This is a genomic window from Actinoplanes sp. NPDC051388 (assembly GCF_055586225.1).
Genome location: NZ_JBVJIP010000001.1, coordinates 535,184 through 561,648 on the forward strand (window position 1 = coordinate 535,184; position 26,465 = coordinate 561,648).

Genomic DNA, 26,465 nt, shown 5'->3' on the forward strand with positions numbered 1-26,465 from the left:
TCTGCGTGATCGGCCGCGCAATCGCAGACCCGGCGGTGGCGGCTTCAACGGGATCGGCCGCGCAGCCGCAGACCGTGCGGTGGCTTCTGCGCGATCAGCCGCGCAACCGCAGACCCCGCGGCGTGGCCCGGAAGCCCGCCGCCGTCAGGGCATCGCGCAGCGGTGACGACTGGACGGCCGAACCGCCGTCGGCGCGCTCCACCGACATCGCACCGAGCGCTCCCGACTGGACCGCCCGGGCCAGCGACTGACCAGCCGCCGCCAGCGCCTCCGGATCATCCACGAAGGACAGCAACGTCCGCCCGCCGCGCTCGACATAGAGCACCAGGTCGCCACCGACCAGGATGACCAGCGCCCCCGCCTTGCGGCCCGCGCGGTGCCCCGCCGCGGCCACCTTTTCGCCGTCGCCGCTGTCCACCACCCGCTCCGGCCAGGGCAGCGCCGCGCCATAGGGATTCGCCGGGTCGGTCGACGCCAGCACCACCGCCGTCGCACCCGCGCGTTTGTTGAGCTCGGCCGGCTCGGACAGCGCCCGCAACCGGTCCACCGCGCCGGGCACCGCGAACTGCGCCGCCCCCAGCCCCTCCACGAAATATCCCCGCCGCGCCGCCCCGCGCTCCTCCAGGGCACCGAGCACCGGATAGACCGCCGCGAAGCCACCGGTCACGCCCTCGGCCATGACCGCGCCGCGGGTGACCACGCCGTGGCGTTCGAGCAGCAGGTCGGCCAGCGCCGCCGCCCGCCGGGTCGGGTCGAGGTCGCGATCGGGCAGCTGCGACCAACGCCCCGCCATCGCTGGTGGGCCGGTGCGGCTGGGCATCTGCACTCGGCCCGGTCGGCGATATCTGGTGCGCGCCGGGGTCGCCTTGGCTCGGTGCGCACCGCTGCTGCCGAGCAGCCCTCGCAGCGGCGCGAACGTGTCGTTGGTCAGGTGGCCGGCCCACACGAGATCCCACACCGCGGCGGTCAGCGCCGGGTCGTCGGTCGAGCCCACCCGGTCCGACAGCGAGCGGAAGAACAGTGCCTGCCCGTCACCCAGCGCGTCGATCACCGATTGGTGCAGCGGGGTCAGCACCAGCTCGTCATCCGGCGGCGGGAGCAGCAACGCAGCCGAGTCCGCATACGCCAGCGTGACCCACCCGTCATTGCCCCCGACCGAGCCGGACCCGGCCCACACCACCTCGCCCGATCCGCTCAGCTCATCGAGCATGGCCGGCGAGTAGTCGGCGACCCGCGCCGGCAGCACCAGCCGCTCCCAGGCTGACGCCGGCACGGCGATGCCCTGCAACTGCTCTATCGACGCCGCCAGCGCGTCGACGCCGCGCGCGTTCCCGCCGATCTGATGCCATCGCGGCAGGAAGGCGGCCAGCACCCGCGGCGGCACCGGCTCGATCTCGCGGCGCAACGCGGCCAGTGACCGCCGGCGCAGCATGCGCAGCACCTCGGCGTCACACCACTCGGTGCCCGCGCCGTCCGGTGAGAACTCGCCGGTGACGACCCGGCCGGTGGCGCTGAGCCGTTTCAGCGCCTGCTCGACCACGAAGACTCCGAGCCCGAAATGGGCCGCGCAGGTCGACGCGGCGAACGGCCCGTGCGTCTTCGCATATCTCGCCACCAGATCACCGAGCGGGTCGGTGACCGGCTCCAGATAGGCCTCCGCGACGCCCACCGGCAGCGCCACTCCGAGCGCATCCCGGTAGCGACCCGCGTCCTCGACGCCGATCCACCGCTCCTCGCCCGCGATCCGCACCCGCAACGCCCGCCGGGTGGCCTCGAGATGGCGGGCCCACTCGAGGTCGATGTGCCGGGCGGTCAGCGCCGGCTCGGACAAGTCGCCCAGCAGCCGCAGCAGCTCGGCCGCGTCCTCCGCGTCGCGCGGCGCCCGCTGCGGCGTGAGCCACTGCAGCTGGCTCTCGGTCTCGGTGACCACCGCCGGGTCGAGCAGCTCGCGCAGGTCGACCCGGCCGAGCAGCTCACCCAGCAACGTGGAGTCGAGGGCCAGCGCGGCTGCCCGGCGCTCGGCCAGCGGGGCGTCACCCTCGTAGAGGAACGCGCCCACGTACCCGAAAAGCAGTGATCGGGCGAACGGCGAGGGTCGCTGCGTCTCGGTCTCCACCAGCCGGACCTTGCGCCCCGCGATCTCGCGCATCAGGCCGACCAGGCCGGGGACGTCGAAGACGTCCTGCAGGCACTCGCGGGCGGCCTCGAGCGTCACCGGGAAGTCGGCGAACTCGCGAGCCACGTCGAGCAGTTGCGCGGACCGCTGGCGCTGCTGCCAGAGCGGCTGGCGGCGACGCGGATCACGGCGGGGCAGCAGCAGGGAACGCGCCGCGCACTCGCGGAACCGCGACGCGAACAGCGCGGACGTGCCCACCGACTCCTCGACGATCTGCGCGATCTCCTCCGGGTCGAAGGCCACCAGATCGGCGCCGGGCGGCTCCTCCGCGGTGTCCGGCAGGCGCACCACGATGCCGTCGTCGGAGGGCATGACCTGGCCGTCGACGCCGTAGCGCTCACTCAGCCGCCGGGCGATGGCCAGGGCCCAGGGCGCGTTGACCCGCGCACCCAGGACACAGTGCACGGTCATCCGCCAGTCGCCGATCTCATCGCGGAACCGTTCGACCACCACGGTGCGGTCGTCCGGCAGGTTGCGCGTCGCCTCGCGCTGCTCCCGCACATATGCCATCAGGTTGGACGCCGCCCACTCGTCGAGCCCGGCCTCGCGCAGCGAGCCGATCGCCGCCTCGTCACCCGCCTTGGTCAGGGTGCGCAACCGGGCGCCGATGGCCCGGCCGAGCTCGACCGGCCGGCCCAGCGCGTCGCCTTTCCAGAACGGCATCCGGGCCGGCGCGCCCGGTGCGGGGGAGACGAGCACCCGGTCGGGCGTGATGTCCTCGATCCGCCAGGAGGTCGAGCCGAGCAGGAAGACGTCGCCGACCCGGGACTCGTAGACCATCTCCTCATCGAGCTCGCCGACCCGCGACGCCTTTTCGGACCCGGCCAGGAAGACGCCGAACATGCCGCGGTCGGGGATCGTGCCGCCGCTGGTGACGGCCAGCCGCTGCGCGCCCGGGCGGCCGGTCAGCTCGTTGGTCGCGCGGTCCCACACCAGCCGTGGCCGGAGCTCGGCGAACGCGGTCGACGGGTAACGCCCGGACAGCATGTCGAGCACCGCGTGCAGCGCCGAATCGGGCAGCTCCGCATAGGGCGCCGAACGCCGCACCAGCGCGGCCAGGTCGTCCAGTTGCCAGGCGTCGAGCGCGACCATCGCAACGATCTGCTGAGCCAGCACGTCGAGCGGGTTGCGCGGGTATTTCAGCTCCTCGATCGCACCCACGGCCATCCGCTCGGCCACCACCGCGCAGGACACCAGGTCGCCGCGATGCTTGGGGAAGACGACGCCGCGCGAGATCGCGCCCACCTGGTGGCCGGCACGACCGATGCGCTGCAGGCCGGCCGAGACCGACGGCGGCGCCTCGATCTGCACGACCAGGTCGACCGCGCCCATGTCGATGCCCAGCTCCAGGCTGGAAGTGGCGACCACCGCCGGGAGACGGCCGGATTTCAGCGCCTCCTCGATCTGCTTGCGCTCCTCGCGGGAGACCGAGCCGTGATGCGCCCGAGCGACCACCGGCGGCGCGCCCATCGTGCCGCCGGCCTGGGCCATGATTTCGGCGGGCAACCGCACCGGCTCGGGCATCGGGTCGCCGGTGCGCTCGGCGGCCAGCTCGTTGATGCGCGCGCAGAGCCGCTCGGCCCCACGCCGTGAGTTGGTGAACACGATGGTGGACCGGTGCGACTCGATCAGATCGAGCACTCGCTCCTCGACCGCCGGCCAGATGGACGGACTGTGCCGCCCGGCGCCGGGGTCGTCGGCATCCTGGTCGGGCACCTCGTCGAGGCGGGTCATGTCCTCCACCGGGACATGCACCTCGATCTCGATGGTCTTGGTGCTGGGTGGCTGGACGATCTCCACGTCGTGAGCGCCGCCGAGGAACCGCGCGGTGTCCTCGATCGGCCGGACCGTCGCGGACAGGCCCACCCGCTGCGCCGGCTTGGGCAGCAACGCGTCGAGCCGCTCGAGGGAGAGCGCGAGGTGCGCGCCGCGCTTGGTGGCGGCGACCGCGTGCACCTCGTCGATGATCACCGTTTCCACGCCACGCAGCGAGTCGCGCGCGGCCGAGGTGAGGAGGAGGAACAGCGACTCGGGCGTGGTGATCAGCACATCGGGCGGGCTGCGCTGGAAGCTGCGGCGCTCGTCGGCCGGTGTGTCACCGGTGCGCATGCCGACCGTGATGTCCGGCGGTGGCACGCCCAGCCGGCCCGCCGCTTGCCGGATGCCGGTCAGCGGCGCCCGCAGGTTGCGCTCGACGTCGACGGCAAGCGCCTTGAGCGGGCTCACATAGAGCACCCGGCAGCGCTGCCGCGCCTCGGCCGGGACGGGCTCGCGGGACAGCTTGTCGAGGGACCAGAGGAAGGCGGCCAGCGTCTTGCCGGACCCGGTCGGCGCCACCACCAGGGCATTGCGGCCGCCCCCGATGGCCCGCCACGCGCCCGCCTGGGCAGCGGTGGGCGCGGCGAACGCGGCCTCGAACCACGAACGAGTGGCGGGCCCGAACTGCTCCAGCACTTCCTGCATGTGGTCAATCCTGCCGCGCGGGTACGACAAAAACGCGAGGCCAGCAAAAACGACCGAGGGATGACCATCTATCGGTCATCCGAGCAGGAGTAGGGCAGTCAACCGGCAGCCTCGCTTGACCAGAAGGACCATGGTGCGGTCAGGTGTGCTGCGGCACATTGATGGGCACCGTGCTCCATGTGTCACGGCCGCTGAAGCTAGAGGCCCCCAACCGACAGGAGGCACCGTGATCAGGTCAGTTCCACACGGACGGCGCCTCGGTAGCGCCGCCGCGGCAGTGTTCGCGTTCGCGGCCGTCGCCCTCAGCGCGTCACCCGCCGCCGCAGCCGGCGACGGTTATGTCCGCCTCGCTCATCTCTCACCCGACACCCCCGCGGTCGACGTCTATCTCAAGGCGGACGCGGCCGGCAGCAAGGAACAGACGTTCCCGGGCGTCGGCTACGGCGCGATGTCCAACTACCTGCGGCTCCCGGCGGGGACATACTCGGTCGCCATGCGCAAGGCCGGCGCCGCAGCCAGCACCAAGCCGGTGCTCACCACCCAGGTCACCGTCGAGAGCGGCAATGCTTACACGGTCGCCGGCGTGGGCCGTTATGCCGACCTCGGCCTGCGCGTGCTCGAGGACGACCTCAAGCTCCCCAGCGGCGGGCAGTCAAAGGTCAGGATCATTCAAGCTTCGGTACGCGCACCCGTGCTCGACGTCGGCGTGAACAACGGCCCGACGATCGCGGACGGGGTCCAGTTCGCGACCACGACCGACTACCGCCAGGTCAAGCCGGGCAGGTGGGCGGTCAAGGTCCAGCCCAGTGGCGGCGGCAAGAGCAGCACCCTGACCTGCACCATGGGCGCCGGGAGTGTCTATTCGCTGCTGGTCCTGGACGCCAAGGGCGGCGGCCTCAAGACCGAGCTGCACGTCGACGCCGGCCGGGCGGGCACCGTCCCGATGGGCGGCGTGGCCACCGGTGAGGGCGGGACCCAGCCGGGCTCCCCGATGCCGATGGCGCTGATCGTGGCGGGCGCCGCGGCCGTGCTCACCGGCGGTCTGGTGTTCGCGATCCGGCGTCGCCCGCGGACGGTCTGACCGGTCGCGCGCGTGTCGGCGGAAACGCACGAGACGCCGGCTCGTTCCGAACCGGCGGATCCGGAACCGGCCCGCCCGGCGTCCTCCGGGGCGTCCGAGCGGGCCGCGCACGGCGAGCCGGTGCCCCAGCACACTCCGGATCAGCACACTCCCGGCCAGGGCAGTCCCGGCCAGGGCTATCCGGGCCAGGGTAAACCGGGCCAGGGTAAACCGGGCCAGGGTAAACCGGGCCAGGGTAAACCGGGCCAGGGTAAACCGGGCCAGGGTAAACCGGGCCAGGGTAAACCGAGCCTGGGCAATCCGGGTCAGGGCAATCCGGGTTCGGGCCTGGTCCGGTCTGAGCCCGGCCCGCCGGTGACCGCGGTGCGGGGCACCGCCCGGGTCGGACCGGTCGACGAACCCGCGGCTCGTGGCCGTGCGGCGGTGGCCGGGGCGATCGATCCGGCTCTGCGGCACGCTCCTCGCTTCATGCCGTCCCCTCGCCGGGAACGCACTCCGGTGTGGCCGCCGCTGGCGCCCGCGCCCACCGAACCGGCCACGGACGTGGCCCGACCCGGCGTCGCGGTGGCCCGGGCCGCCGTGCCCGCCGACGCTCGGCCGGTCGACCTGTCGGACGCACCGCCGAAGCCGGCCGACCTGTCGGACGCACCGCCGAAGCCGGCCGAACCGGTAATCGAAGACGCCCCGGCAGCAGAACCACAAAAGCCAGATATCGACGGCGACCAGTCCGATGATCGTCCGGTGCCGAATACAGCGGTGCGAGGCGAACCGAGGAAACGCCGCCGCTTCGGCAGGGGCGTGCTCCTGCCGGTGTCGGCCGCCGTGCTGGCCGCCTTCGTGGCGGGCACCGGTTACCTCGCTCTCAAGGCCCCGCCGGTCAGCGATGACGTGGGCCGGTTCGCCGGCTCGCCGCCAGCCGCGGCGCCGGTCGACCCGACGCCGAACACCGCGACCGACGACGCGGCACCGTTCGCCGTGCCGGAAGAGGGCAGCACGTCGGACCCGTTCGGCATCCAGGCGCAGACCCTGACCGGAGTGCCGACCCGTCTGAAGGTCAAGGCGATCGGCGTGGACACCAGCCTCGAGACATTGCGCCTCGGCGCCGGCAGCGCGCTGACCCCGCCGAAGAACTTCGCCAGGGCGGGTTTCTATGCCGACGGCACGTTGCCGGGCGACACCGGACCGGCGGTGATCGCCGGTCACGTCGACTCGAAGCGCGGCCCGGCGGTCTTCTACAAGCTGCGCGAGATGACCAAGGGCGACCGCATCGAGGTGGTGCGCGGCGGCAAGACGGTGACCTTCACGGTGACCGCGACTGCCTGGTATCCGAAGGACAGGTTCCCCACCGACCTCGTGTACGGCCCGACCCCCGACCGCCAACTCAGGTTGATCACGTGCGGCGGGGTTTTCGACCACAGCCTGCGGTCATATAAGGACAACTTCGTGGTCTACGCGGTGGCAGGGTGATCGCGGTTCCCCCGATTCATGACGAATGACTATTCTGGGAGCAAGCGACGGCGGGTGGGGGCTGATGGCGGTCAGGCGAATGCTCATCGCCGGTCGGTATCGTCTGCACGAGCCGGTCGGCTCCGGTGGCATGGGCCGGGTGTGGATGGCCCGCGACGAGATGCTCGACCGCGACGTCGCGGTCAAGGAGTTCGTCCCGCCCGACTGGATGACCGACGACGAGAAGAACCGGCTGCGCGATCGCACGCTGCGTGAGGCTCGCAGCGCGGCCCGGCTCAACCACCCGCACGTGGTCCGCATCTATGACGTCGTGCACGCCGACGGCCTGCCGTGGATCGTCATGGAATACGTGCCGTCCCGCTCGCTGCACCAGGTGATCGCCGAGGACGGCCCGTTCGAGCCGCCGGCCGCCGCCCGCATCGGCTTGCACGTGCTCGACGCGCTGACCGCGGCGCACCGGGCCGGCGTGCTCCACCGCGACGTGAAGCCGCACAACGTGCTGATCGGTGGCGACGGCCGGGTGGTGCTGACCGATTTCGGGCTGGCGACCTTCGTCGACGACGGCTCGGTGACCGGTCCGGGCCTGGTGGTCGGCTCCCCGCAATACGTGTCGCCGGAGCGTGCCCGGGACGGCGCGTCCACTGTGGAGTCCGATCTCTGGTCGTTCGGCGCGACGCTTTACGCCGCCGTCGAGGGTCGTTCGCCCTATGCCCGGGACAGTGCGATGGCCACCCTGATGGCGCTGGCCACCGAGCAGCCCGACCCGCCAGTGCTGGCGGGGGCGTTGGCGCCGGTGCTGACCGGGTTGCTGCAGCACGAGCCGGCCGACCGGCTGACCGCGGAGCAGGTCGAGGAGCAACTGCGGGCGGTTGTGTCGGGTGTGCGTACCCAGACGACGGCGAGCGTGGGTGTGATGCGGCCGCGCGTGCCCACCCAGCGCAGCCCCGCCGAGGCCGGCAAAGCGGCGAAGCCGCGTGCCTCCACCCTGACCGATGCACCGGCCCGCGCCGAGCCCGAGCCGGTCGGCGACCGCAACGCGCCGCCGGTCACGGTGGGCGAGCCGGCCTCCCCGGCCGCTCGCCGCGGCAACAAGGGGCCGATCGCGGCGCAGCTCCCGGCCTCCGTGAAGCCGTCCGGACCGCCCGCAACGACCCGCACCGCGATCCCGCCGGAACCCGAGCCGGCACGACCGATCGGCTCGACGCCGAAGCGCGGACGACTGATGCTGGCGGGAGTCCTGCTGGTCGTGCTGCTGGCGGGCGCCGGCCTGGCCGCGGGTTATCTGCGGCAGGGTGACGACCGTGGTGGAGGTGTCGCCGGGCCGGTCCTCTCCGGCGCGCCCGCGGCTCCGCCGGTGACCACGACCGTCTCGTCGGCGGCCGCGATGACCGGCTTCAGCCCGGTGATCTGTGACCACGAACCGGCCGCGAACGCACCGCGCACCCCGCAGCCGGGCGCCAGCCGCAGCGTCAACGGCTGGGAGCTGATCTCGGGCTATTCCTACTTCGCCGACCAGGCGAAGAACTTCCACATCGGTGTGCCGGACGGCTGGACCTATGAGCAGATCGGCACGACGTTCTGCTTCCGCGATCCGGACAATGTGCGCATCCTCAGCCTGGATTACGGTCGCAATCCGACGGCCGACCCGGTCGCGGCCTGCCGCAAGGAAGCGACCCGCCTGGTGAACGCCGGGGCGCTCCCGAACTATCAGGGGCTCGGGATCGACCGCGTGCCGTTGCTGGACAAGGCGGCCGATTGGGAATACCGCTACACCAGCACCGCCTCCGAGGTGCGGATGCGCGCGAGCACGCGGTGGTTCGCCTCGGGCGGCGGTGGCTATGCGATCGGCTGGATCACCCGCGATTTCGACTGGGACCAGAACCGGGCGACCTACAACCTGATCCAGAGCTCGTTCTACCGGCAGGAGCCGACAGGACCGCGCGCGACTCCCAAGTAAGCGGTATGTCATCTTCAATATGACGGCCATCGATCTCCTGGCTGTCATATTGAGGATCCCCCTAACGCGGAGGATCCCGTGAGAGCACTTCCTGTCATCGGCGCGGCCACCCTGCTGGCGGCGTTGATCGCGGCGCCGGCGCAGGCCGCGGCCGTCGATGCCCCCGACATCCCGCTGGCCGGCGTCAAGGCCCATCTCGCCCAGCTGCAGAGCATCGCCACCGCGAACGGCGGCAACCGTGCGCATGGCCGCCCTGGTTATCTGGCCTCCGTCACCTACGTGAAGAACCTGCTCGACCAGGCCGGTTTCGTCACGCAGCAGCAGTCGTTCACCTACAACGGCGCGACCGGCTACAACCTGATCGCCGACTGGCCGGGCGGCGACACCAGCGACACCCTGATGGTCGGCGCCCACCTGGACAGCGTCACCGCCGGACCCGGCATCAACGACAACGGCTCCGGCTCGGCGGCAAACCTCGAGGTCGCGCTGGCCGTCGCCCGCAGCGGTTTCCAGCCCGACCGGCATCTGCGGTTCGGCTGGTGGGGCGCCGAGGAGCTGGGCCTGCGCGGCTCGACCTTCTATGTGAACTCGCTGACCTCCGCCCAGCGTGCGGCGATCGGCGGCTACCTGAATTTCGACATGGTCGGCTCGCCGAACCCGGGCTATTTCCTCTATGACGGCGACAACTCGGACGGCACCGGGGCCGGTCCGGGTCCGGTCGGATCCGCGGAGATCGAGCAGACCCTGGCCGACTACTTCGTCTCGATCGGCGTGCCCACCCGTGGCACCGACTTCGACGGCCGTAGTGACTACGGCCCCTTCATCGCCAACGGCATCCCCGCCGGTGGCATCTTCACCGGCGCCGAGGGGCGCAAGACCTCGGCGCAGGTCCAGCTCTGGGGTGGTACGACCGGAGCGTTCGACCCCTGTTATCACGGGTCGTGCGACACCACCGCGAACATCAACGACACCGCCCTGGACCGGAACTCGGACGCGATCGCCCACGCTGTGTGGAATCTCTCCTCGGCCGGTGAGGAACCGCCGCCCGGCGAGACGGTGTGGTCGGACGACTTCGAGACCGCCCGGGGATGGACGGCCGGCACCGGCGACGCGGCGACCTCGGGCCGCTGGGAGCGCGGAGACCCGCAGGCCACCAGCTCGGGTGTCGCGACCCAGCTCGGCACCACGGTGAGCGGCACCTTCGACCTGGTCACCGGCGCGACGGCCGGAGCCAGCGCCGGCGTCAACGACGTGGACGGCGGCGCCACCACGATCCGGTCGCCGGGCATCACGCTCCCGACCGGCACGCTCAGCCTGTCCTTCAGCTGGTATCTCGCGCACCTGAACAATTCGAGCAGCTCGGACTACTTCCGGGTGCGGGTGGTGTCGGGCAGCACGACGACCACTGTCTTCACGCAGGCCGGTGCGGCGAGCAACCGTGCGGCGGCATGGCAGACCGCGAGCGTGAACCTGTCGTCCTTCACGGGGCAGACCGTGCAGCTCAGCGTCGAGTCGGCCGACCTCTCCACCGCGAGCCTCGTGGAGGCCGCGGTCGACAACGTCGTGATCACGAAGGCCTGACCGGGCGCCTGGGAGAGGGGCCGGCCGCTCCTCTCCCAGGCGACGTCCAGGGATTCCTGTTAGTTTTCCCAGGGTGATCGGCAGTATCCAGCCGGGCTCGGCCCGGCGTTCCAGTCTTCCGGCCCCCGACCGCCTTGCCGCGACCACTGAGCGGGCCCGTCCCATGAGGTCGTCGTGCTGATCCTGGCCGGCTTTCTGCTGGTGCTCGTGATCACCGGCCTCACCGGCTATTTCGTGGCTCAGGAGTTCGGTTACGTCGCGGTCGACCGCGGCAAGCTCCGTCGCGAGGCGGAGCAGGGTGACGAGGCCGCCGCACGTGCCCTCAAGGTCACCGAACGGCTCTCCTTCGTGCTGTCCGGCGCGCAGCTGGGCATCACGGTCACCGCGCTGGTGGTCGGTTACGTGGCCGAGCCGTTCATCGGCGACGGCCTGGCCGACCTGCTCGGCGTGGCCGGCGTGCCGGACACGGTCAGCACCCCGCTCTCGATCTTCCTCGCGCTGCTCATCGCCACGGTGGTGCAGATGGTGCTCGGCGAGCTCGCGCCGAAGAACCTGGCCATCGCCCGCGCCGAAAGCCTGAGCAAGGCGTTGGCCCGGTCCACGCTGATGTACCTGAAGATCTTCGGCCCGATCATCCGGCTCTTCGACCTGGCCGCGGCCAAACTGCTGCGCCGCATCGGCATCGAGCCGATCGAGGAACTGCCCGAGGGCGCGACCGAGGAGGATCTCGAGCAGATCATCGCGGAGTCGCGCGCCGAGGGGCACCTCGACCCGGAGCTCTCCGCGCTGCTCGACCGCGGTCTCGACTTCCGCCGCCGGACCGCGGCCGAGGTCATGGTGCCGCGGGTGGACGTGGTGACCGTGCGCGAGGGCGACCCGCTGACCCGTGTCGTCGAACTGCTGGACACCGGCCGGTCGCGTTTCCCGGTGCGCTCCGAGCAGGGCGTGGACGAGATCGTCGGCGTCGTGGGCATCACCGACGTGCTCAACCTCCCCACCGCCGAGCGCGCCGGGGCGTCGGTCGCCGAAATGGCCATCCCGCCGCTGATGGTGCCCGCGTCGCTGCGCCTGCCGGCGGTGCTCGATCGGATGCGCGCCGGTCATCGCCAGCTGGCCTGCGTGGTCGACGAGTATGGCGGCTTCGCCGGCATCATCACCCTCGAGGACATCGCCGAGGAGTTGGTCGGCCCGATCCGTGACGAGGACGACCTGCCCGAGCCCGCGCCGGTCCGCCAGGACGACGGCTCCTGGGTCGTGCCCGGCCGCTGGCGCATCGACGAGGTGGTCGAGGCCACCGGGGTGTCGCTGCCCGAGGATCCGTTCTACGACACCATGTCCGGCCTGGTCATGACCCGCCTCGGCCGGGTGCCGCAGGTCGGCGACGAGGTGACGGTCGAAGCGCCACGCAGCCTGGACGACGACGCGACACCGCTGACCCTGCGGGTGCTCTCGGTGGACCGCCACGTGCCCGGCACCGTGCGCGTCTCGCCGGCTGTCATCGGCGGCCGGCCCGCGTCCGGCCCCGAAGACGACCCCGGCGAGGTGAACGCGTGAGCACCACCTGGGCGATTCTGATCTCATCGCTGCTGCTCGCGGGCAACGCGTTCTTCGTGGCCGCCGAGTTCGCCCTGGTGGCGAGCAAGCGTTACCGGCTCGAGCACATGGCCGCCGACGGCAGCCGCGCGGCGCGCGCCGCCCTGGACGGCACCCGCGAACTCTCCATCATGCTGGCCGGCGCTCAGCTCGGCATCACGCTCTGCTCGCTGGGTCTCGGCGCGCTCGCCGAACCGGCGCTGGAGCACCTGTTCAGCCCGCTGTTCACCGCGATCGGCCTGCCGGAGGTGCCGAGCCACGTCATCGCGTTCTTGATCGCCCTGGTCATCGTCACGTTCTTGCACCTGGTGATCGGCGAGATGATGCCCAAGTCGTGGGCCATCACCCATCCGGAACGCTCGGCCACCCTGCTGGCCCTGCCGTTCCGGGCCTTCACCCGGATGGTGCGCCCCGGCCTCAACGCCCTGAACGCGATGGCCAATGCGGTCCTCAAGATCTTTGGCGTGCACTCGCAGGACCAGCTCGCGCAGGCGCACGGTCCGCAGGAGATGAACATCCTGCTCGAACGGTCGGAGGCCGAAGGCCTGATCGGTGCCGAGCAGACCGCCCTGCTCACCAGCATGCTGCGGCTGCAGGAGAAGACCGTCGGCGACGTGCTCATCCCGGATGACCACCTCGTCACGGTTGAGCCATCGGCCTCCGCCGCGGAGATCGAAGAGGCCACCCGCCGCAGCGGCCGCTCCCGCCTCGCCATCGTCGGCCCGGACGGCATGGTGGCCGGCGTGGTGCACGTGCGCGAGGCGATCCGGGCCACCACGGCCGGTCGAGCGCCGACCGCCGCGGAACTGATGGATCCGCCCTTCACCCTCTCCGCCGACGTGACGATCACCGACGCGGTGACCGCCATGCGGGGCGCTCGCGCCCAGCTCGCGATGGTGACGAAGGCCGGTCATCGGGCCGGCTTCGTGGCGCTGGAGGATCTGCTGGAGCAGGTCATCGGCGAGTTCGACGACGAGACCGATCCGGTCCCGGCCGGTCGCCGCATGCGCTGACCGCCCGGAGCGGCCGCGCGTTGGTCCGGTGGCGTCATGCCCGCTGGGTGGGCCGGAGATCGTCCTGCTCGGGCTGCTCGTGCCGCCCGCGCTGCCCGTCCTGCTCGGGCTGCCCGCGCTGCCCGTCCTGCTCAGGCTGCTCGTGCCGCCCGTCCTGCTCGGCGGCTAGCCGGGCGCGCAGCCGCTCGGCGGCGGCCGGCCACTCCTCCGCCGTCATCGCGAACAGCACCGTGTCGCGCCAGGACCCGTCCGGCCGCAGGCGATGCCGGCGGATCAGCCCGTCGCGGCTCGCTCCGAGCCGGGCGATCGCACGCTGCGACCGCTCGTTGCGAATGTCCGTATACCAGAACACCCGCCCCGCGCCCAGCACGTCGAACGCCCGCTCGAGCAGCAACAGCTTCGACTCCGTGTTGACCCCGCTGCGCCACGAGGCACGCCCGAGGATCGTGTGCCCGATGGCCAGCGCGCCCCCGGCCTCGTCCACGTCGTGATACATCGTCATGCCGAGCGGTGCGCCGGTCTCGGGATGGATCTGCACCCACGGCACCCGCTCGCCGATCCACTGTGCGCGAAGTGCGGCAGCGACGATCTCGGCCAGCTCGCCGTGGTCCGCCGGCCGGGCGACCGTCAGGAAGCGCCAGACCTCGTCGTCTCCCAGCGCATCGAACAGGCCTGCGACGTGTGACGGAGCGAGCTGCTCCAGCCGGACATGCCGGCCCTGCATGGTGGCGGCGGTGTGCCACGGCGACCGGCCGGTGGCCAGATAGTCCGGTGGCGCCGCGCCCACCCCGGCGTCCGGCTCCGGCGGCCCGGCCACCCGACGGATCGGCAGCACCCCCGCCCAGTGCGGCAGCCCGGCATCGGCCGGGTCGTCGGACACCCCGCCCGCCCGGGTCCGCACCGAGACCTCGGTCAGCGGCAGCGCGAGCACGTTGGTCTCCGCCAGCTCCTTGCGCGACGGTCCGCGGGTGTCGTCGGCCCGCCCGCGCCCCACCTTTTCCACCAGCGCGGTCATCGCCATCCGCTTCTCCACCGGGTCACTCACCGGGCGCGCGTGCCCGTGCGCCACCACCGAGCGGTAGTTGGCGCTGTGGTGGAACTGCGACCGGGCATAGACCAGCCCGTCGAGCAGCGTGACCGAGACGCAGACCGGCACGCCGGCGCCGCGGGACATCAGCCCCAGCCGGCCGCCGCTCGAGCCGTGCAGATAGACCGTGTCGCCGACCCGGACGTGAAGCGTGGGCAGCAGCCGCGGCTCTCCGTCGACCACGAACGCGACGGAACAGTCATACGCCTCGTCGAGAATCGCGTGTGCCGCGGCGCGGTCGTAGTGCATGCGGTCGCGGTAGCGGGTCGCGGTGGTGCGGGGCGTGGGGGAGTAGAGGTCGGTCACCGGAACCTCCTCGGAGGAAGAGACTTGCCAACGCTGCTGTGCTAGTACAAGATCTGAGCTGTGCCAGAACAATATCAGGTGAGTGGCGGCAGCGCCGCAGCGATTTCCGCGAGCATCGAGTCCGGCGTCCGCGAGGGCCGGCTCGAGGGCGGGGCGCCCTTGCCCCCGGTCCGCACGCTGGCCGAGTCGCTGCGGGTGAGTCCCGCGACGGTCGCGAAGGCCTATGGGGAACTGCGCCGGCGCGGGGTGATCGAGGCGCACGGCCGGCGCGGCACGAGGGTGCGCTCCCGCCCGTCGGTCGCCACCGTGCGGTCGGCGTTGCGGGTTCAGGTGGCGCCCGGCGTCTGGGATCTCTCGGCGGGCGAGCCCGACACCGCACTGCTGCCCCCGCTCGGCCCCGACCTGGGTGAGATCGCCCTCGAGCTGGGCCCGCCGATCGGTTACGCCGGGGCCGGGGTGTTGCCCGCGCTGGCCGAGGCGGCCGGCGAGCGGCTGGCCCGCGACGGGGTGCCGATGGCCGACGCGCACATCACCGTCACCGGCGGCACTCTCGACGCGATCGAGCGCCTGCTGGCCGTGCATCTGAGCCCGGGCGACGCGGTCGCGGTGGAGGATCCGGGCTGGGCCAACCTGTTCGACCTGATCGCGGCGCTCGGCCTGCGCGCGATCCCGGTGGCGCTCGACGACCAGGGTCCGCTGCCGGCCTCGCTGGCCCACGCCTTGGCGCAGGGCGCTCGTGCGGTGATCATCACGACCCGCGCGCAAAATCCGACCGGCGCCTCCGTCTCTCCCCGCCGGTGGTTCGAGCTCGGTCCGGTGCTCGAGCCGCACCCCGGCGTGCTGTTGATCGAGGACGACCATGCCGCCGAGCTGTCCGGGGTCGCGCTCAACTGCATCGGTCCGGTGACCGGCTCGTGGGCGTTCATCCGGTCGGCGTCCAAGCCCTATGGCCCGGATCTGCGCATCGCGGTGGTGGCCGGCGACGAGGTGTCGATCGCCCGGCTGGCCGGCCGCATGCGCATCGGCAGCGGCTGGGTGTCGACCGTCCTGCAGCGCCTGCTGCTGCGCCTGTGGTCCGACGAGGGCGTCACCGCGCGCATCAGGCGCGCCGCCGAGCGATATGAAGAGCTGCGCGAGGCCCTGATCGACGCGCTGGCGGAGCGCGACATCGAGGCCATGGGTCCCACCGGCATCAACGTCTGGGTACGGGTGCCCGACGAGACAAGCGCAGTCGGCGCGCTCCGCGAGGCGGGCTATGCGGTGGCACCCGGGTCGCTGTTCCGGATCGAGTCGCCGCCGGGCATCCGGATCACGATCAGCGCCCTGCGCGACGACGAGATCGAGCCGCTCGCCTCCGCGGTCGCCGCCGCGATCCACCCGTCCGATCCGGCAGTGTCGTCGCGATGAATCGTCCGGGTGCGACGGGATCAGTTCGGCCGATGTGGGGTAGAAACGCTTCATGGCGAGGAGCGAAGCGCCACCCGGCGCACAGAAGTGGGTGCCGTCGCACGCGACCGATCTGGCCGAGCTCAAGACGGCCGCGGCGCACTGCGAGGGCTGTGAGCTGCACGAGAACGCCACTCAGACGGTCTTCGGGCGCGGCGCCCCGCAGGCTCGCGTGGTGTTCGTCGGCGAGCAGCCCGGCGACGTGGAGGACCAGCAGGGTCTCCCGTTCGTGGGCCCGGCCGGTCGCCTGCTCCGCGAGGCGGTGGACGAGGCCGGCATCGACCCGTCGTCGGTTTACATCACCAACGCGGTCAAGCACTTCCGGTTCGAGCTTCGCGGCAAGCGGCGCATCCATCAGACCCCGGGCCCGGCGCACATCACCGCCTGTCGCCCGTGGCTGGTCGCCGAGTTCGCCCTGCTCGAGCCCGAGATGGTGGTGCTGCTCGGCGCCACCGCGGCAAAGGCCCTGCTCGGACCGTCCTTCCGGGTCACCCGGTCGCGCGGACAGCTCATGCCGTGGCCCGCGTCGGCCCAGCATCCCGAGGATTTCCCGGTCACCGAAACTCAGGCGCTCGCCACGATCCACCCGTCCGCGGTGCTGCGGGCCGACGACCGCGACGCCGCCTTCCGCGGGCTGGTCGACGACCTCAAGATCGTGCAGGGGGCGCTGGCCGGCTGAGCGGCCGCTCAGCGATCAACGGTCGAGGAGATCCTTCAGGCCGGCGATGATCCGGTCGAGGCCGAAGCGGAAGGAGCGCTCGGGATCGCCGACCGCGTTGTATGCCTGGCCGGCGGCGACACCCACGCGGCCCGAGATCGGATATGCGCCGGCCGGCATCACGCGGTCCAGCACGGGCGCGTTGATCTCCCACCATTCGAGGTCGGAGATGCCCGATCGCTCCGCCGTGCGCCGGGTGTCGATCGAGCTCCGCGCGGCCGCCGCGGCGAAACCGCTGATCAACGTGACGACCTGGTCCATCTCGAGATCGGTGAAGCCGGCGCCCTCGATGGCGGTCAGCTGCCATTCGTACCGGTCTGAGCCGTTGGGTCCGATCCATGGCCGGGTCTCGTCCACCTGCAGGAGCCACGGGTGCCGATGAAACTCGTCCCAGAGCTGCCAGGCGACCGTGGTGATGCGCTCACGCAGGCTCCCGGCCAGGTCGGGCAGGTCGTACTCGCCGACCACCTCGTCGACCATCAGGCCGATCAGCTCGGATCGCCCGGGGACATAGGTGTAGATCGACATCAGCTTGAGGCCCAGCCGATCGGCCACCTTGCGCATGGAAAAAGCCGGCAGCCCCTCCTCGTCGGCGACCGCGATCCCGGCCCGGATCACCTCGTCGACACTGACCCGCTGCTTCGGGCCGCGCGAGCCCTGCGGCGTGCCCAGCGTCCGCCGCCAGAGCAGCGCGCGAGTGCGATCGACGTCTCCTTTTTCCATGTGCGGAGAATACCCCGTGGGGTGTACGGTGTAGCCCGCGCAGCATTTCCGTGAGGCATACGGAGTTAGGAGCACCGGGTGAGCACCCTGACAGCGGACGGACTACGCAAGCGCTATGGAGACCTGAACGCCCTCGACGGCTTCGACCTGAGCGTCGAGGCCGGCACCATCCACGGACTGCTGGGCCCGAACGGCGCCGGCAAGAGCACCGCGGTCCGCGCCCTGGCCACGCTGATCGACTACGACGAGGGGACCGCGCGGGTCGCCGGGTTCGACGTGCGCCGCCAGGCGGGCGAGGTGCGCCGCCGGATCGGACTGGTGGGCCAGCACGCGGCGGTCGACGAGATCCTCGGCGGCCGGCAAAACCTGGTGATGTTCGGCCGGCTCTACGGCCTGAGCACCGCCGATGCCCGGGTCCGGGCGGACGAGCTGCTCGCGACGTTCGGGCTGACCGAGGCCGCCGGGCGGGCGGTGTCCACCTATTCGGGAGGCATGCGCCGGCGGCTCGACATCGCCGCCGGGCTGATCCTGACCCCGGCGGTGCTGTTCCTGGACGAGCCCACCGCCGGGCTGGATCCGCGCGCCCGCAACGAGGTGTGGGCGAGCGTCCGCGAGATCGCCGCGCGCGGCACCACGGTGCTGTTGACCACGCAATATCTCGATGAGGCCGACCAATTGGCCGCTCTGATCACCGTCCTCGATCACGGCCGGGTCGTCGCCACCGGCACCCCGGCCGAGCTGAAACGCCAGGTCGGCGGCGATCGGGTCACGGTCACGCTGCCCCGGCGGCAGCCGCTCGACGGGCCGGCTCGCAGCCTCTCCGAGGTGATCGGCGAGCCCGCGGTGATCGACACCGACGCGCATTCGGTGACCTTTGAGGTGGGTGCGGGTGTGGTGGCGCTCGCCGACATCGTGCGGGCCATGGACGGCCTCGGCATCGTTCCGGAGGACCTGGTGCTGCGCCGGCCCACGCTCGACGAGGCCTTCCTCGCGCTGACCGCGAAGGACGGTGGGGCACGGTGACGACGTTGCGCGCCGGCTGGGTGATCACCCAGCGAGATCTGGCCCATTGGGTACGCCAACCGTGGACGCCGATCTTCGGCCTGATGTTCACGATCATGCTGCTGCTCGTCTTCGGCTTCCTCTTCGGTGGCGCGATCACGGTGCCCGGCGGCGGTGACTACATCGAGTTCCTGCTGCCCGGCATGCTGGCGCTGAGCATGATGTTCGGCGTCGAATCGACGGCCACGGCGATGGCCACCGACGCCCGCCGCGGCATCACCGACCGGTTCCGCTCGTTGCCCATCGGCAGCGCCTCGGTCGCGCTCGGCCGGGTCGGGGCGGACATGGTCAACTCGGCCGTCGAGTTGCTCGTGCTGATCCTCGGTGGCCTGCTGATCGGCTGGCGGATCAGCGGTGATCCGGGCTCCGCCGCGCTGGCTGTGCTGCTGTTGCTCCTGCTGCGGTTCGCGGTGCTGTGGATCGGCATCTTCGTCGGGCTGTCGTTCCGCGGCGAGGGCGCGACGATGGCGGTGCAGGTGCTGGTCTGGCCGATCGGGTTCCTGTCCACGGCGATCGTGTCGGCCGAGACGATGCCGGGCTGGCTGGGCGCCGTGGCGTCGTGGAACCCGCTGTCGGCAACAGCTTCGGCGACCCGCGAGCTCTTCGGCAACCCGACCGGCATCACCTCGGGCCCGCTCGCGGAGGGTGCGGTGTGGCTGGCCGTCGGATGGCCGCTGGTGCTCACCGCGATCTTCGTGCCGTTGTCCGCTCGGGCATATCGGAAACTCCGGACCTGATGCGGCCGGTCTGACCCGGCGCCGCGCGATGCCTGTCACATCGCGCGGCGCCGGCCGGGTCGGGTGTGGCGGCCGGCCGTCGGCGCGGCACGATGGAGGTGTCGAGCGAGTGAAGGAGCAATACGTGCGGCTGACAGATTTCTGGGGCCGGCTCGAGGAGTCATTCGGCGGTGCCTATGCCAAGAGCCTGGCCGCCGATCAAAATTTCGCCGGGCTCGGCGGGCGCACCATCAACGAAGCGATCGCTCAGGGTGAGGAAACGGCGACAATCTGGCGTGCGGTAGTGGCCGCTTACCCCGATCGAGTCCCGTCGAAGCTGCGCTGACCTGCGTTTAGCACGTTTGTTCGGCGTGTCGCTAGATCGTCGTACAGGTGTTCGGCTATCGTCCACAGCGGCAAGTCATCCACAGGCCACGGCAGGGCATCGAGTTTTTGTCGTACCCACCGCCTAGCGTGTGCCGCGTGATGAACAGAGGCTCATCGGCCAAGTCGAGTGCGGGAAATAAGGCGAATACAGGGGTGGCGGACATGGGTGCAGGACCTGACCGGGACAAGGCGCTCGATCTCGCGCTGGCGCAGATCGACAAGCAGTTCGGCAAGGGCTCAGTCATGCGGCTGGGCGAGCGGCCGGTCGTGGAGACCTCCGTCATCCCGACCGGATCCATCGCCCTCGACGTGGCGCTGGGTGTCGGCGGTCTGCCGCGCGGTCGCGTGATCGAGGTCTTCGGCCCGGAGTCGAGCGGTAAGACCACTGTGGCGCTGCACGCGGTGGCCAACGCGCAGAAGGCCGGCGGCATCGCCGCCTTCATCGACGCGGAGCACGCCCTCGACCCGGAATACGCTCGGGCGCTCGGCGTGGACACCGACGCGCTGCTGGTCTCCCAGCCGGACACCGGCGAGCAGGCACTCGAGATCGCGGACATGCTGATCCGCTCCGGTGCGCTCGATGTCATCGTCATCGACTCGGTGGCCGCGCTGGTGCCGCGTGCCGAGATCGAGGGCGAGATGGGCGACAGCCACGTCGGTCTGCAGGCCCGTCTGATGAGCCAGGCGCTGCGCAAGATCACCGGCATCCTGAGCAACTCGGGCACGACCGCGATCTTCATCAACCAGCTGCGGGAAAAGATCGGCGTCATGTTCGGTTCGCCGGAGACGACGACCGGTGGCCGTGCGCTGAAGTTCTACTCGTCCGTGCGTCTCGACGTGCGGCGCATCGAGAGCCTCAAGGACGGCACCGACATCGTCGGCAACCGCACCCGGGTCAAGGTCGTGAAGAACAAGGTGGCCGCGCCGTTCAAGCAGGCCGAGTTCGACATCATGTATGGCAAGGGCATCTCGCGCGAGGGTTCGCTGATCGACGTCGGCGTCGAGCAGAGCATCATCCGCAAGTCCGGCGCTTGGTATACGTATGACGGCGACCAGCTGGGCCAGGGCAAGGAGAAGGCGCGGGAGTTCCTCAAGGAGAACCCCGACGTGGCCGCCGAGATCGAGAAGAAGATCCTGGAGAAGCTAGGCGTCGGCCAGACCACCGGCGATGCGGCGGGTGGCGTCGAGCTGCCGCCGGTCGACTTCTGATGCACGCCACGCCCTCGGTGCCGGCCGGGCCCTGCCGATCGAGTCGCGGCCGATCGAGTCGCGGCCCGGGGCGCTGATCCGTGCCGGGACGACGTGGGGCACGGTCGGGGCGGGGATGGGATGCCATTCCGCCGCGGCCGGCCCGTGAGGAACCCCTTGGTGGCGAGCCCCGGTCCGACGATTCGGAACGCGGCAACGTTCCCGGTCGTCGCCGCCGGGGCTCGCCGGGGGGTCGCTCATCCTCGTTCGGATCCGGGGGCGGCGCCGGTGCGGGCGGCCGGGGCGGGCGGCCGGACGAGCCGCCGAAGAGTGAGTCCGAAGTGGCTCGGGAGATCTGCCTGCGGCAACTCGCGGTGCGACCACGCACCCGGGCAGAGCTGGCAAAGGTGCTGGTCCGGCGGGAGATCTCCGAAGAGGTGATCGCCGAGGTGCTCGACCGATATGACGAGGTCGGCATCATCGACGATGCGGCGTTCGCCCGGGCCTGGGTGACCACCCGGCACCAGGGGCGGGGGCTGGCTCGGCGGGCGCTGGCGAACGAGTTGCGGCAGCGTGGCGTCGACGCCGAGGTGGCGACCGAAGCGCTGGAGACGCTCGACGACGATGCTGAGGCGGCGGCCGCGCGGGCGCTGGTCGATCGGAAGCTGCGCGGCAGCACATCGGGCACGCCCGAAGCGGTGTTCCGGCGGCTCGTGGGCATGCTGGCGCGCAAGGGATATCCGGCGGGTGTGGCGATCCGTGCGGTCAAGGACGCATTGGCCGCGCGCGATGCCGAGGCGGCCGAATTCGCGGAGCAGATTGACGCCGACGCGATGGCCGACGAATCCACCGACACCATTTCGTGACGGAGTCCTGACACCGCTCGAAACTGCTATCTGCGGCAGCTCTGAGCTGCTCATAGTCCGGTGTGTCCGCATTGTCGACACGGACGGCGGGTCGCCCAAACGATCGGTAAATTGTCTCCCTGACTGTTCGAAGATCTGGCCGTCCATTGCGGATAGCCGGGTCTTCGGTCAACAGCACGGGGAGGAATATGCGCACCAACCAGCTCGCTCGCAGTCGCGGCATGCGGGCCGTCGCGCGTCTCGGTCTGATCGCCGGCGCCATCGGCGTCGCGACGGTTGCCGGGGCTCAGACCGCCAGCGCTGCGGTTCTGGAGCCGGAGGGCGGCGCGGCGGTCCTCGCGGACCCGCCCGCCGACGAGACCGACCCGCCGGACGACGACAACGACCCGCCACCGGACGATGACGATCCGCCGGACGACGACGATCCGCCGGACGATGATGACCCGCCGGACGATGATGACCCGCCGGACGATGACGATCCGCCGGACGATGATGACCCGCCGGACGATGACGATCCGCCGGACGATGACGATCCGCCGGATGACGATGACCCGCCGGATGACGATGACCCGCCGGATGACGATGACCCGCCGGATGATGACGATCCGCCCGGTGGTGGTGGCAGCGACGGTCCCGGTGATTCGCCGACCACGCCGCCCGGCTCAGGCACGGGCGCCGGCAACGGCGACTCCGACGATGACGACGGCAGCGGTGACAACGACAGCGACGACGGTTCGGGTGGCAACGGAGGCACCTCCGGCGGCGCTGAGCTGGCACGCACCGGCACCAACGTCGTCACCATCGCCGGCGTCGGCGCGGCCATCGCGGCCGGTGGCGTGGGCCTGGTTCTGGTCAGCCGCCGCCGCAAGGAGACGCCCACCGAGGACTGACCGGCACCGCCGACCCTTCGACAAATCCTCGCTGCGACCGGTGTCGGAGGGCCGGTCGGCGGCCTGGACCTGATCGCCGGGCCCGGCTCGCAGAGCGAACGGGAGCCGCTGCCGCGGGCCCGGACGTGGCTCAGGGGTCGGTGTTCCGCCTGCCGGATCCACGGCTGACCAAGCCGGGACGAAGTTTCCTGGACGCGAACTGCTCGGCTGCCACCAGGCAGCCGAGCAGTTTCTGCCCGACCGGTTTCCGATGCCGATCGCACGGTCGTGACCTGCGCCTCCATCGCCGGCGATGGATCTCACGGGGCATCGGCAATGGCGACTGGCTGGTAACCTGCTGCAACGTGAGCGGTGATTCTCCTGGCGCTTCGCGCGGATACGGGCCCTTCCGGGAAGAGGCCGAACCGACCGCGCAGATCACGCCTGGAATCGATCAGGAAACCCCCACCGACCGGCCCGCCGAGTCCCCGACAGCGCACCAAACCGCGCCGTCCACTCAGGATCAGCAAGTGGCGGATCCCGACCGAACCACCATCGTCACCCCGGCAGAGCCAACCGCCACCATCCCGACGCAGCCGTCCGGTCCCGGGCCTGCGCCTGCCGAGCCGACAACTGTCATTCCTGCGCAGTCGTCCGGTCCTGGGCTTGCGTCCGCCGAGCCGACGACCGCCATCCCGGTCCAGCCGTCCAATCCGTGGGCCGCGCCGGGCGAGGGCCGGCCGAGGGCCGGTCACTCTGATGGACCGGTCCAGCAGCGGCCGGGGGGCAGTGGCGCGGATTCGTGGCAGGGCGCCGCGGCTGACCCCGCGCATCAATCAGCCACGTGGCCAGGTTCAGGGAATCTGCCGGCGTCCAGCGGCCCAGTGCAATGGTCTTCCGCGCCCACCCACAACCCGGCGCCGCAGAGCGCGGCATCAACGAGTGTCGCCTCGCCCCACACTGTGGCGCCGACAAGCAGTGCCACGCCAGAGAACGTGGCTCCGGCGCCGAGTGCATTCGATCCCGGAGCGCAGCAGGCACCGCCCGGATACGGTCCGGCCTGGGCCGGTGGACCGGATACCTCCGCGGGCCCCCAATACGGCCCGTCCCACACTCCTGGTCCGACACCTGCCGATGCCACATCGCCGTCGGCCGCGCAGGGCCCCGCGCCCAGATCCGGCCCGGCCGGAGACGGCTTCGCGTCAACGCCTGGTGCGGTTGGCAACGGCGGTTGGCCACCGTCGGAAACCGACGACTCCACTGACACTTCTTCGTCCGAGCCCGGCTCGTGGGCTGCACCCACCTTCAGGCCGGGAACAGCAACCGCCTCTGGACCAGATGGCTACGGCGCAGTGCCGACCTCAGGCTCGGCGGCTGCGCCCACGCCGGGTTCTGGTGGCCATGAGGTTGCATCTGGTCCTTCAGCTCGACCGACGTCTGGTTCCAACGGTTATGGAGTTGCCCCTGTGTCTGGTCCCGTGGCTGCGCCGACGTCCGGCCCTGATGGCCATGGTGTTGAGCCCGTTTCCGGCGCGGCGGCTGCGCCGACGTCCGGGTCTGCTGGCTACGGGGTAGCGTCAACGTCTGGACCTGCTGGCCATGGCGACTCGCCCGCCCCCAGCCCCACCGGTTATGGCAGCGCGCCGACTTCCGGCATTGGGGGCTATGGCAGCGGCCCGACTTCGAGCGCCGGCGGTTACGGGGCAGCTCCGATGTCGGGCGGTCCTGGCACCTTCGACTCGCCCACCTCGGGACCCGCGGGCTACGCCAGCTCCCCGACCTCAGGTCATGCGGGTTACCCCGGCACTCCGACCTCCGGCCCTGGGGGCTATAGCGGCGCTCCGACGTCTGGGACTGGGGGCTATAGCGGCGCTCCGACGTCTGGGACTGGGGGCTATAGCGGCGCTCCGACGTCTGGGACTGGGGGCTATGGCGGCGCCCCGACCTCCGGGACTGGCGGCTACGGCAGCGCCCCGACCTCCGGGACTGGCGGCTACGGCAGCTTCCCGACGTCCGGCACTGGCGGCTACGGCAGCGCGCCGACCTCCGGCACCGGCGGCTTTGGCGGAGCGCCCACCTCCGGTGTCCCCGACGGCCCGGTGGACAGCTTCGGCCTGCCGGTCGCTTCCTCGGGCAGAGGGCTCGATGACTACGGCTTGCCCCCCACCTCGGGTGACCGTTTCGGGGGCGGAGCTGACGCCGACCGTTTCGGTGAAGGCAGCGGTAGCGGTGACGGTGACAGCGGGAGCTATGAAGCCGACGACCGTTTCGGGTTCGAGGCCGCCGCACCCCGTCCCGGCCCCCGGATCGAGCCTTCGCCCCCTCCGCAGCGGCGCAAGTTGTGGCTCGGGATCGTGGCCGGCCTGGTCGCCGGTCTGGTGCTCTTCGGGACCGGTGGGTTCTTCGCCGGCCGCATGACGGCCCCGGCCGCCGCTCCGCAACCCACGGGCACCCAGCCGACCGCCGCGGGAGAGCCGTCGCTCGGGGTCTACGAGCAGAATCAGGTCGCACTCAACCGGGGCAAGCTCATCGGACCACTCGCGCCTCTCTCACAAGCCTGGTTGCCTCGCCTCTCCAACTGCGAGCGCAACGGCGCCCCCAACGGGCCTGCACTGCAACGTGGTGAGAAGGCTCGGGTGCGGTGCCGGCTGGGTGCGATGAGCGTGATCTTCGTGGAGTACATCTCGGTTGTCGATCGTGACAAGGCCCGCGTCCAGACGCTCAGCCAGAACGTGGACGCCCGCTCCCTCACCCCGGGGGTGGCGGCCACGGCCGCCGAGAGGACTACGCCGAGTGGGCGGACCACCGGCAGCTACGTGGAGTACGCCTACGTGGTCGTCGAGAACAACGTCCGGCAGACGATCGCCGGCATGTGGTGGGACGACACCAAGTCTCCGGCGGCGGCGTACATGCTGGCGTATTGGAACGGCGGAGCCGGTGCCGGCAAGAGTTGGGCGCCGATGCGCGACCTATGGACCCGGTACGCCTGAAATGCCCTGCACGTCCCTGAGCAGGGTGTGTACGGGGTCTGTGCCGTACGTCCCATCCGCTGCCGAATCATGAGTCCTTGACCGGACCGGCTTCCGCGACCTAGCCTCGCGTTACACAACGTTTGCCCGACCACCCCAAGCAACACGCACAACCACGTTCGTATTACATTCCAGCATCAAATAACGACGCCTCTCGCTGATCGCGCGGGGGGCTGGTGGCTCCTACACCGCGATCGACACAGACGTCGCTCCGGCGTCGAGGGTCGATCAGTCGTGCGGTCATCTTGCCCTGGTCGGGCAGCCCGCGTGAGTCGAGGCGCTCCGGCGCCCCGGCGCGGACAAGACAAGCACGCAAGACAAGCGCACACAAGACAAGTGCAGACGAGACAAGTGCACAGTCGCAGGGATGCGGCGGGGCTGGTCGGGTCGGACCGCCAACGGCACGGGCACTCGCCAGACCGGGTCAACCCGGGCACGGCAGGCGCCCATGGCGAGGCGGAACGACGAACGCCGGCAGGGGAAGCGGTCACCGCACGGGAAACGGTCCGGACTCGGAACGGCTGAGGGCCGAACCGAACTCAGGCGGGAGGACGGTCACCCGGTTGGGATCGGGACGGCTGAGCGGCCGAACCGAACTCAGGCGGGACGGCGGTCACCCGGTTGGGATCGGGACGGCTGAGCGGCCGAACCGAACTCAGGCGGGAGGACGGTCACCCGGTTGGGATCGGGACGGCTGAGCGGCCGAACCGAACTCAGGCGGGACGGCGGTCACCCGG

At 71.1% G+C, this 26,465-nt stretch carries 18 protein-coding genes; 15 read left to right on the forward strand and 3 right to left on the reverse strand.

Annotated features, from left to right (window positions below; translation table 11 throughout):
• Positions 1-94 precede the first annotated feature (94 nt).
• The gene (locus ACZ6TI_RS02565) at positions 95-4,639 is read right to left on the reverse strand and encodes an ATP-dependent helicase (RefSeq protein ID WP_465343204.1); all 4,545 of its coding nucleotides are present in this window, start codon (positions 4,637-4,639) and stop codon (positions 95-97) included.
• A gap of 226 nt (positions 4,640-4,865) precedes the next feature.
• Here ACZ6TI_RS02565 and ACZ6TI_RS02570 point away from each other — a divergent pair, with 226 nt between their 5' ends.
• From ACZ6TI_RS02570 to ACZ6TI_RS02595, 6 genes are all read left to right on the forward strand, one after another.
• Complete coding sequence (locus ACZ6TI_RS02570) at positions 4,866-5,720, forward strand: DUF4397 domain-containing protein (protein WP_465343205.1); 855 nt, start codon at positions 4,866-4,868, stop codon at positions 5,718-5,720.
• Between the two features lie 354 nt (positions 5,721-6,074).
• On the forward strand, positions 6,075-7,187 hold the full coding sequence (locus ACZ6TI_RS02575; protein ID WP_465343206.1) for a class F sortase: 1,113 nt from the start codon (positions 6,075-6,077) through the stop codon (positions 7,185-7,187).
• 64 nt (positions 7,188-7,251) lie between these two features.
• On the forward strand, positions 7,252-9,144 hold the full coding sequence (locus ACZ6TI_RS02580) for a serine/threonine-protein kinase (RefSeq protein WP_465343207.1): 1,893 nt from the start codon (positions 7,252-7,254) through the stop codon (positions 9,142-9,144).
• A 78-nt stretch (positions 9,145-9,222) separates the two neighbouring features.
• Positions 9,223-10,725 carry a M28 family peptidase gene (locus tag ACZ6TI_RS02585; protein ID WP_465343208.1) on the forward strand — a complete coding sequence of 501 codons (1,503 nt, stop codon included), beginning with the start codon at positions 9,223-9,225 and terminating at the stop codon, positions 10,723-10,725.
• Positions 10,726-10,899: 174 nt separating this feature from the next.
• On the forward strand, positions 10,900-12,279 hold the full coding sequence (locus ACZ6TI_RS02590) for a hemolysin family protein (protein WP_465343209.1): 1,380 nt from the start codon (positions 10,900-10,902) through the stop codon (positions 12,277-12,279).
• Positions 12,276-13,331 carry a hemolysin family protein gene (locus ACZ6TI_RS02595; protein ID WP_465343210.1) on the forward strand — a complete coding sequence of 352 codons (1,056 nt, stop codon included), beginning with the start codon at positions 12,276-12,278 and terminating at the stop codon, positions 13,329-13,331. Before ACZ6TI_RS02590 ends, ACZ6TI_RS02595 begins: the two co-directional genes overlap by 4 nt.
• 34 nt (positions 13,332-13,365) lie before the next feature.
• Here the strand turns inward: ACZ6TI_RS02595 and ACZ6TI_RS02600 are convergent, their stop codons facing one another.
• Positions 13,366-14,724, reverse strand: coding sequence for a bifunctional pyridoxamine 5'-phosphate oxidase family protein/GNAT family N-acetyltransferase (locus ACZ6TI_RS02600; RefSeq protein WP_465343211.1), 1,359 nt, complete (start codon positions 14,722-14,724; stop codon positions 13,366-13,368).
• A gap of 60 nt (positions 14,725-14,784) precedes the next feature.
• Here ACZ6TI_RS02600 and ACZ6TI_RS02605 point away from each other — a divergent pair, with 60 nt between their 5' ends.
• Together ACZ6TI_RS02605 and ACZ6TI_RS02610 are read left to right on the forward strand one after the other, a co-directional pair.
• Positions 14,785-16,131, forward strand: a complete 1,347-nt coding sequence (locus tag ACZ6TI_RS02605; protein ID WP_465343212.1) for an aminotransferase class I/II-fold pyridoxal phosphate-dependent enzyme — start codon at positions 14,785-14,787, stop codon at positions 16,129-16,131.
• 52 nt (positions 16,132-16,183) lie between these two features.
• Positions 16,184-16,849: a UdgX family uracil-DNA binding protein gene (locus tag ACZ6TI_RS02610; protein ID WP_465343213.1), complete on the forward strand. Its 666-nt coding sequence runs from the start codon at positions 16,184-16,186 to the stop codon at positions 16,847-16,849.
• A gap of 15 nt (positions 16,850-16,864) precedes the next feature.
• Here ACZ6TI_RS02610 and ACZ6TI_RS02615 read toward each other — a convergent pair whose 3' ends face one another.
• A complete protein-coding gene (locus tag ACZ6TI_RS02615) occupies positions 16,865-17,611 on the reverse strand; it encodes a TetR/AcrR family transcriptional regulator (protein WP_465343214.1) in 747 nt (248 codons plus the stop codon).
• 78 nt (positions 17,612-17,689) lie between these two features.
• On the opposite strand from ACZ6TI_RS02615, the gene ACZ6TI_RS02620 reads away from it, so the two are divergent.
• The 7 genes from ACZ6TI_RS02620 (at position 17,690) to ACZ6TI_RS02650 (ending at position 25,689) form a co-directional block, all read left to right on the forward strand.
• Positions 17,690-18,634: an ATP-binding cassette domain-containing protein gene (locus ACZ6TI_RS02620; RefSeq protein ID WP_465343215.1), complete on the forward strand. Its 945-nt coding sequence runs from the start codon at positions 17,690-17,692 to the stop codon at positions 18,632-18,634.
• Entirely contained in the window at positions 18,631-19,410 is a 780-nt protein-coding gene (locus ACZ6TI_RS02625) for an ABC transporter permease (protein ID WP_465343216.1), read from the forward strand. Before ACZ6TI_RS02620 ends, ACZ6TI_RS02625 begins: the two co-directional genes overlap by 4 nt.
• A gap of 124 nt (positions 19,411-19,534) precedes the next feature.
• Positions 19,535-19,735, forward strand: coding sequence for a DUF3046 domain-containing protein (locus ACZ6TI_RS02630; RefSeq protein WP_465343529.1), 201 nt, complete (start codon positions 19,535-19,537; stop codon positions 19,733-19,735).
• Between the two features lie 203 nt (positions 19,736-19,938).
• A complete protein-coding gene (gene recA, locus ACZ6TI_RS02635) occupies positions 19,939-20,985 on the forward strand; it encodes a recombinase RecA (protein ID WP_465343217.1) in 1,047 nt (348 codons plus the stop codon).
• Between the two features lie 80 nt (positions 20,986-21,065).
• Positions 21,066-21,830: a regulatory protein RecX gene (locus ACZ6TI_RS02640; protein WP_465343218.1), complete on the forward strand. Its 765-nt coding sequence runs from the start codon at positions 21,066-21,068 to the stop codon at positions 21,828-21,830.
• Between the two features lie 188 nt (positions 21,831-22,018).
• Positions 22,019-22,720 carry an LPXTG cell wall anchor domain-containing protein gene (locus tag ACZ6TI_RS02645; protein ID WP_465343219.1) on the forward strand — a complete coding sequence of 234 codons (702 nt, stop codon included), beginning with the start codon at positions 22,019-22,021 and terminating at the stop codon, positions 22,718-22,720.
• Positions 22,721-25,038: 2,318 nt separating this feature from the next.
• Complete coding sequence (locus ACZ6TI_RS02650; protein WP_465343220.1) at positions 25,039-25,689, forward strand: hypothetical protein; 651 nt, start codon at positions 25,039-25,041, stop codon at positions 25,687-25,689.
• Positions 25,690-26,465: the final 776 nt, after the last annotated feature.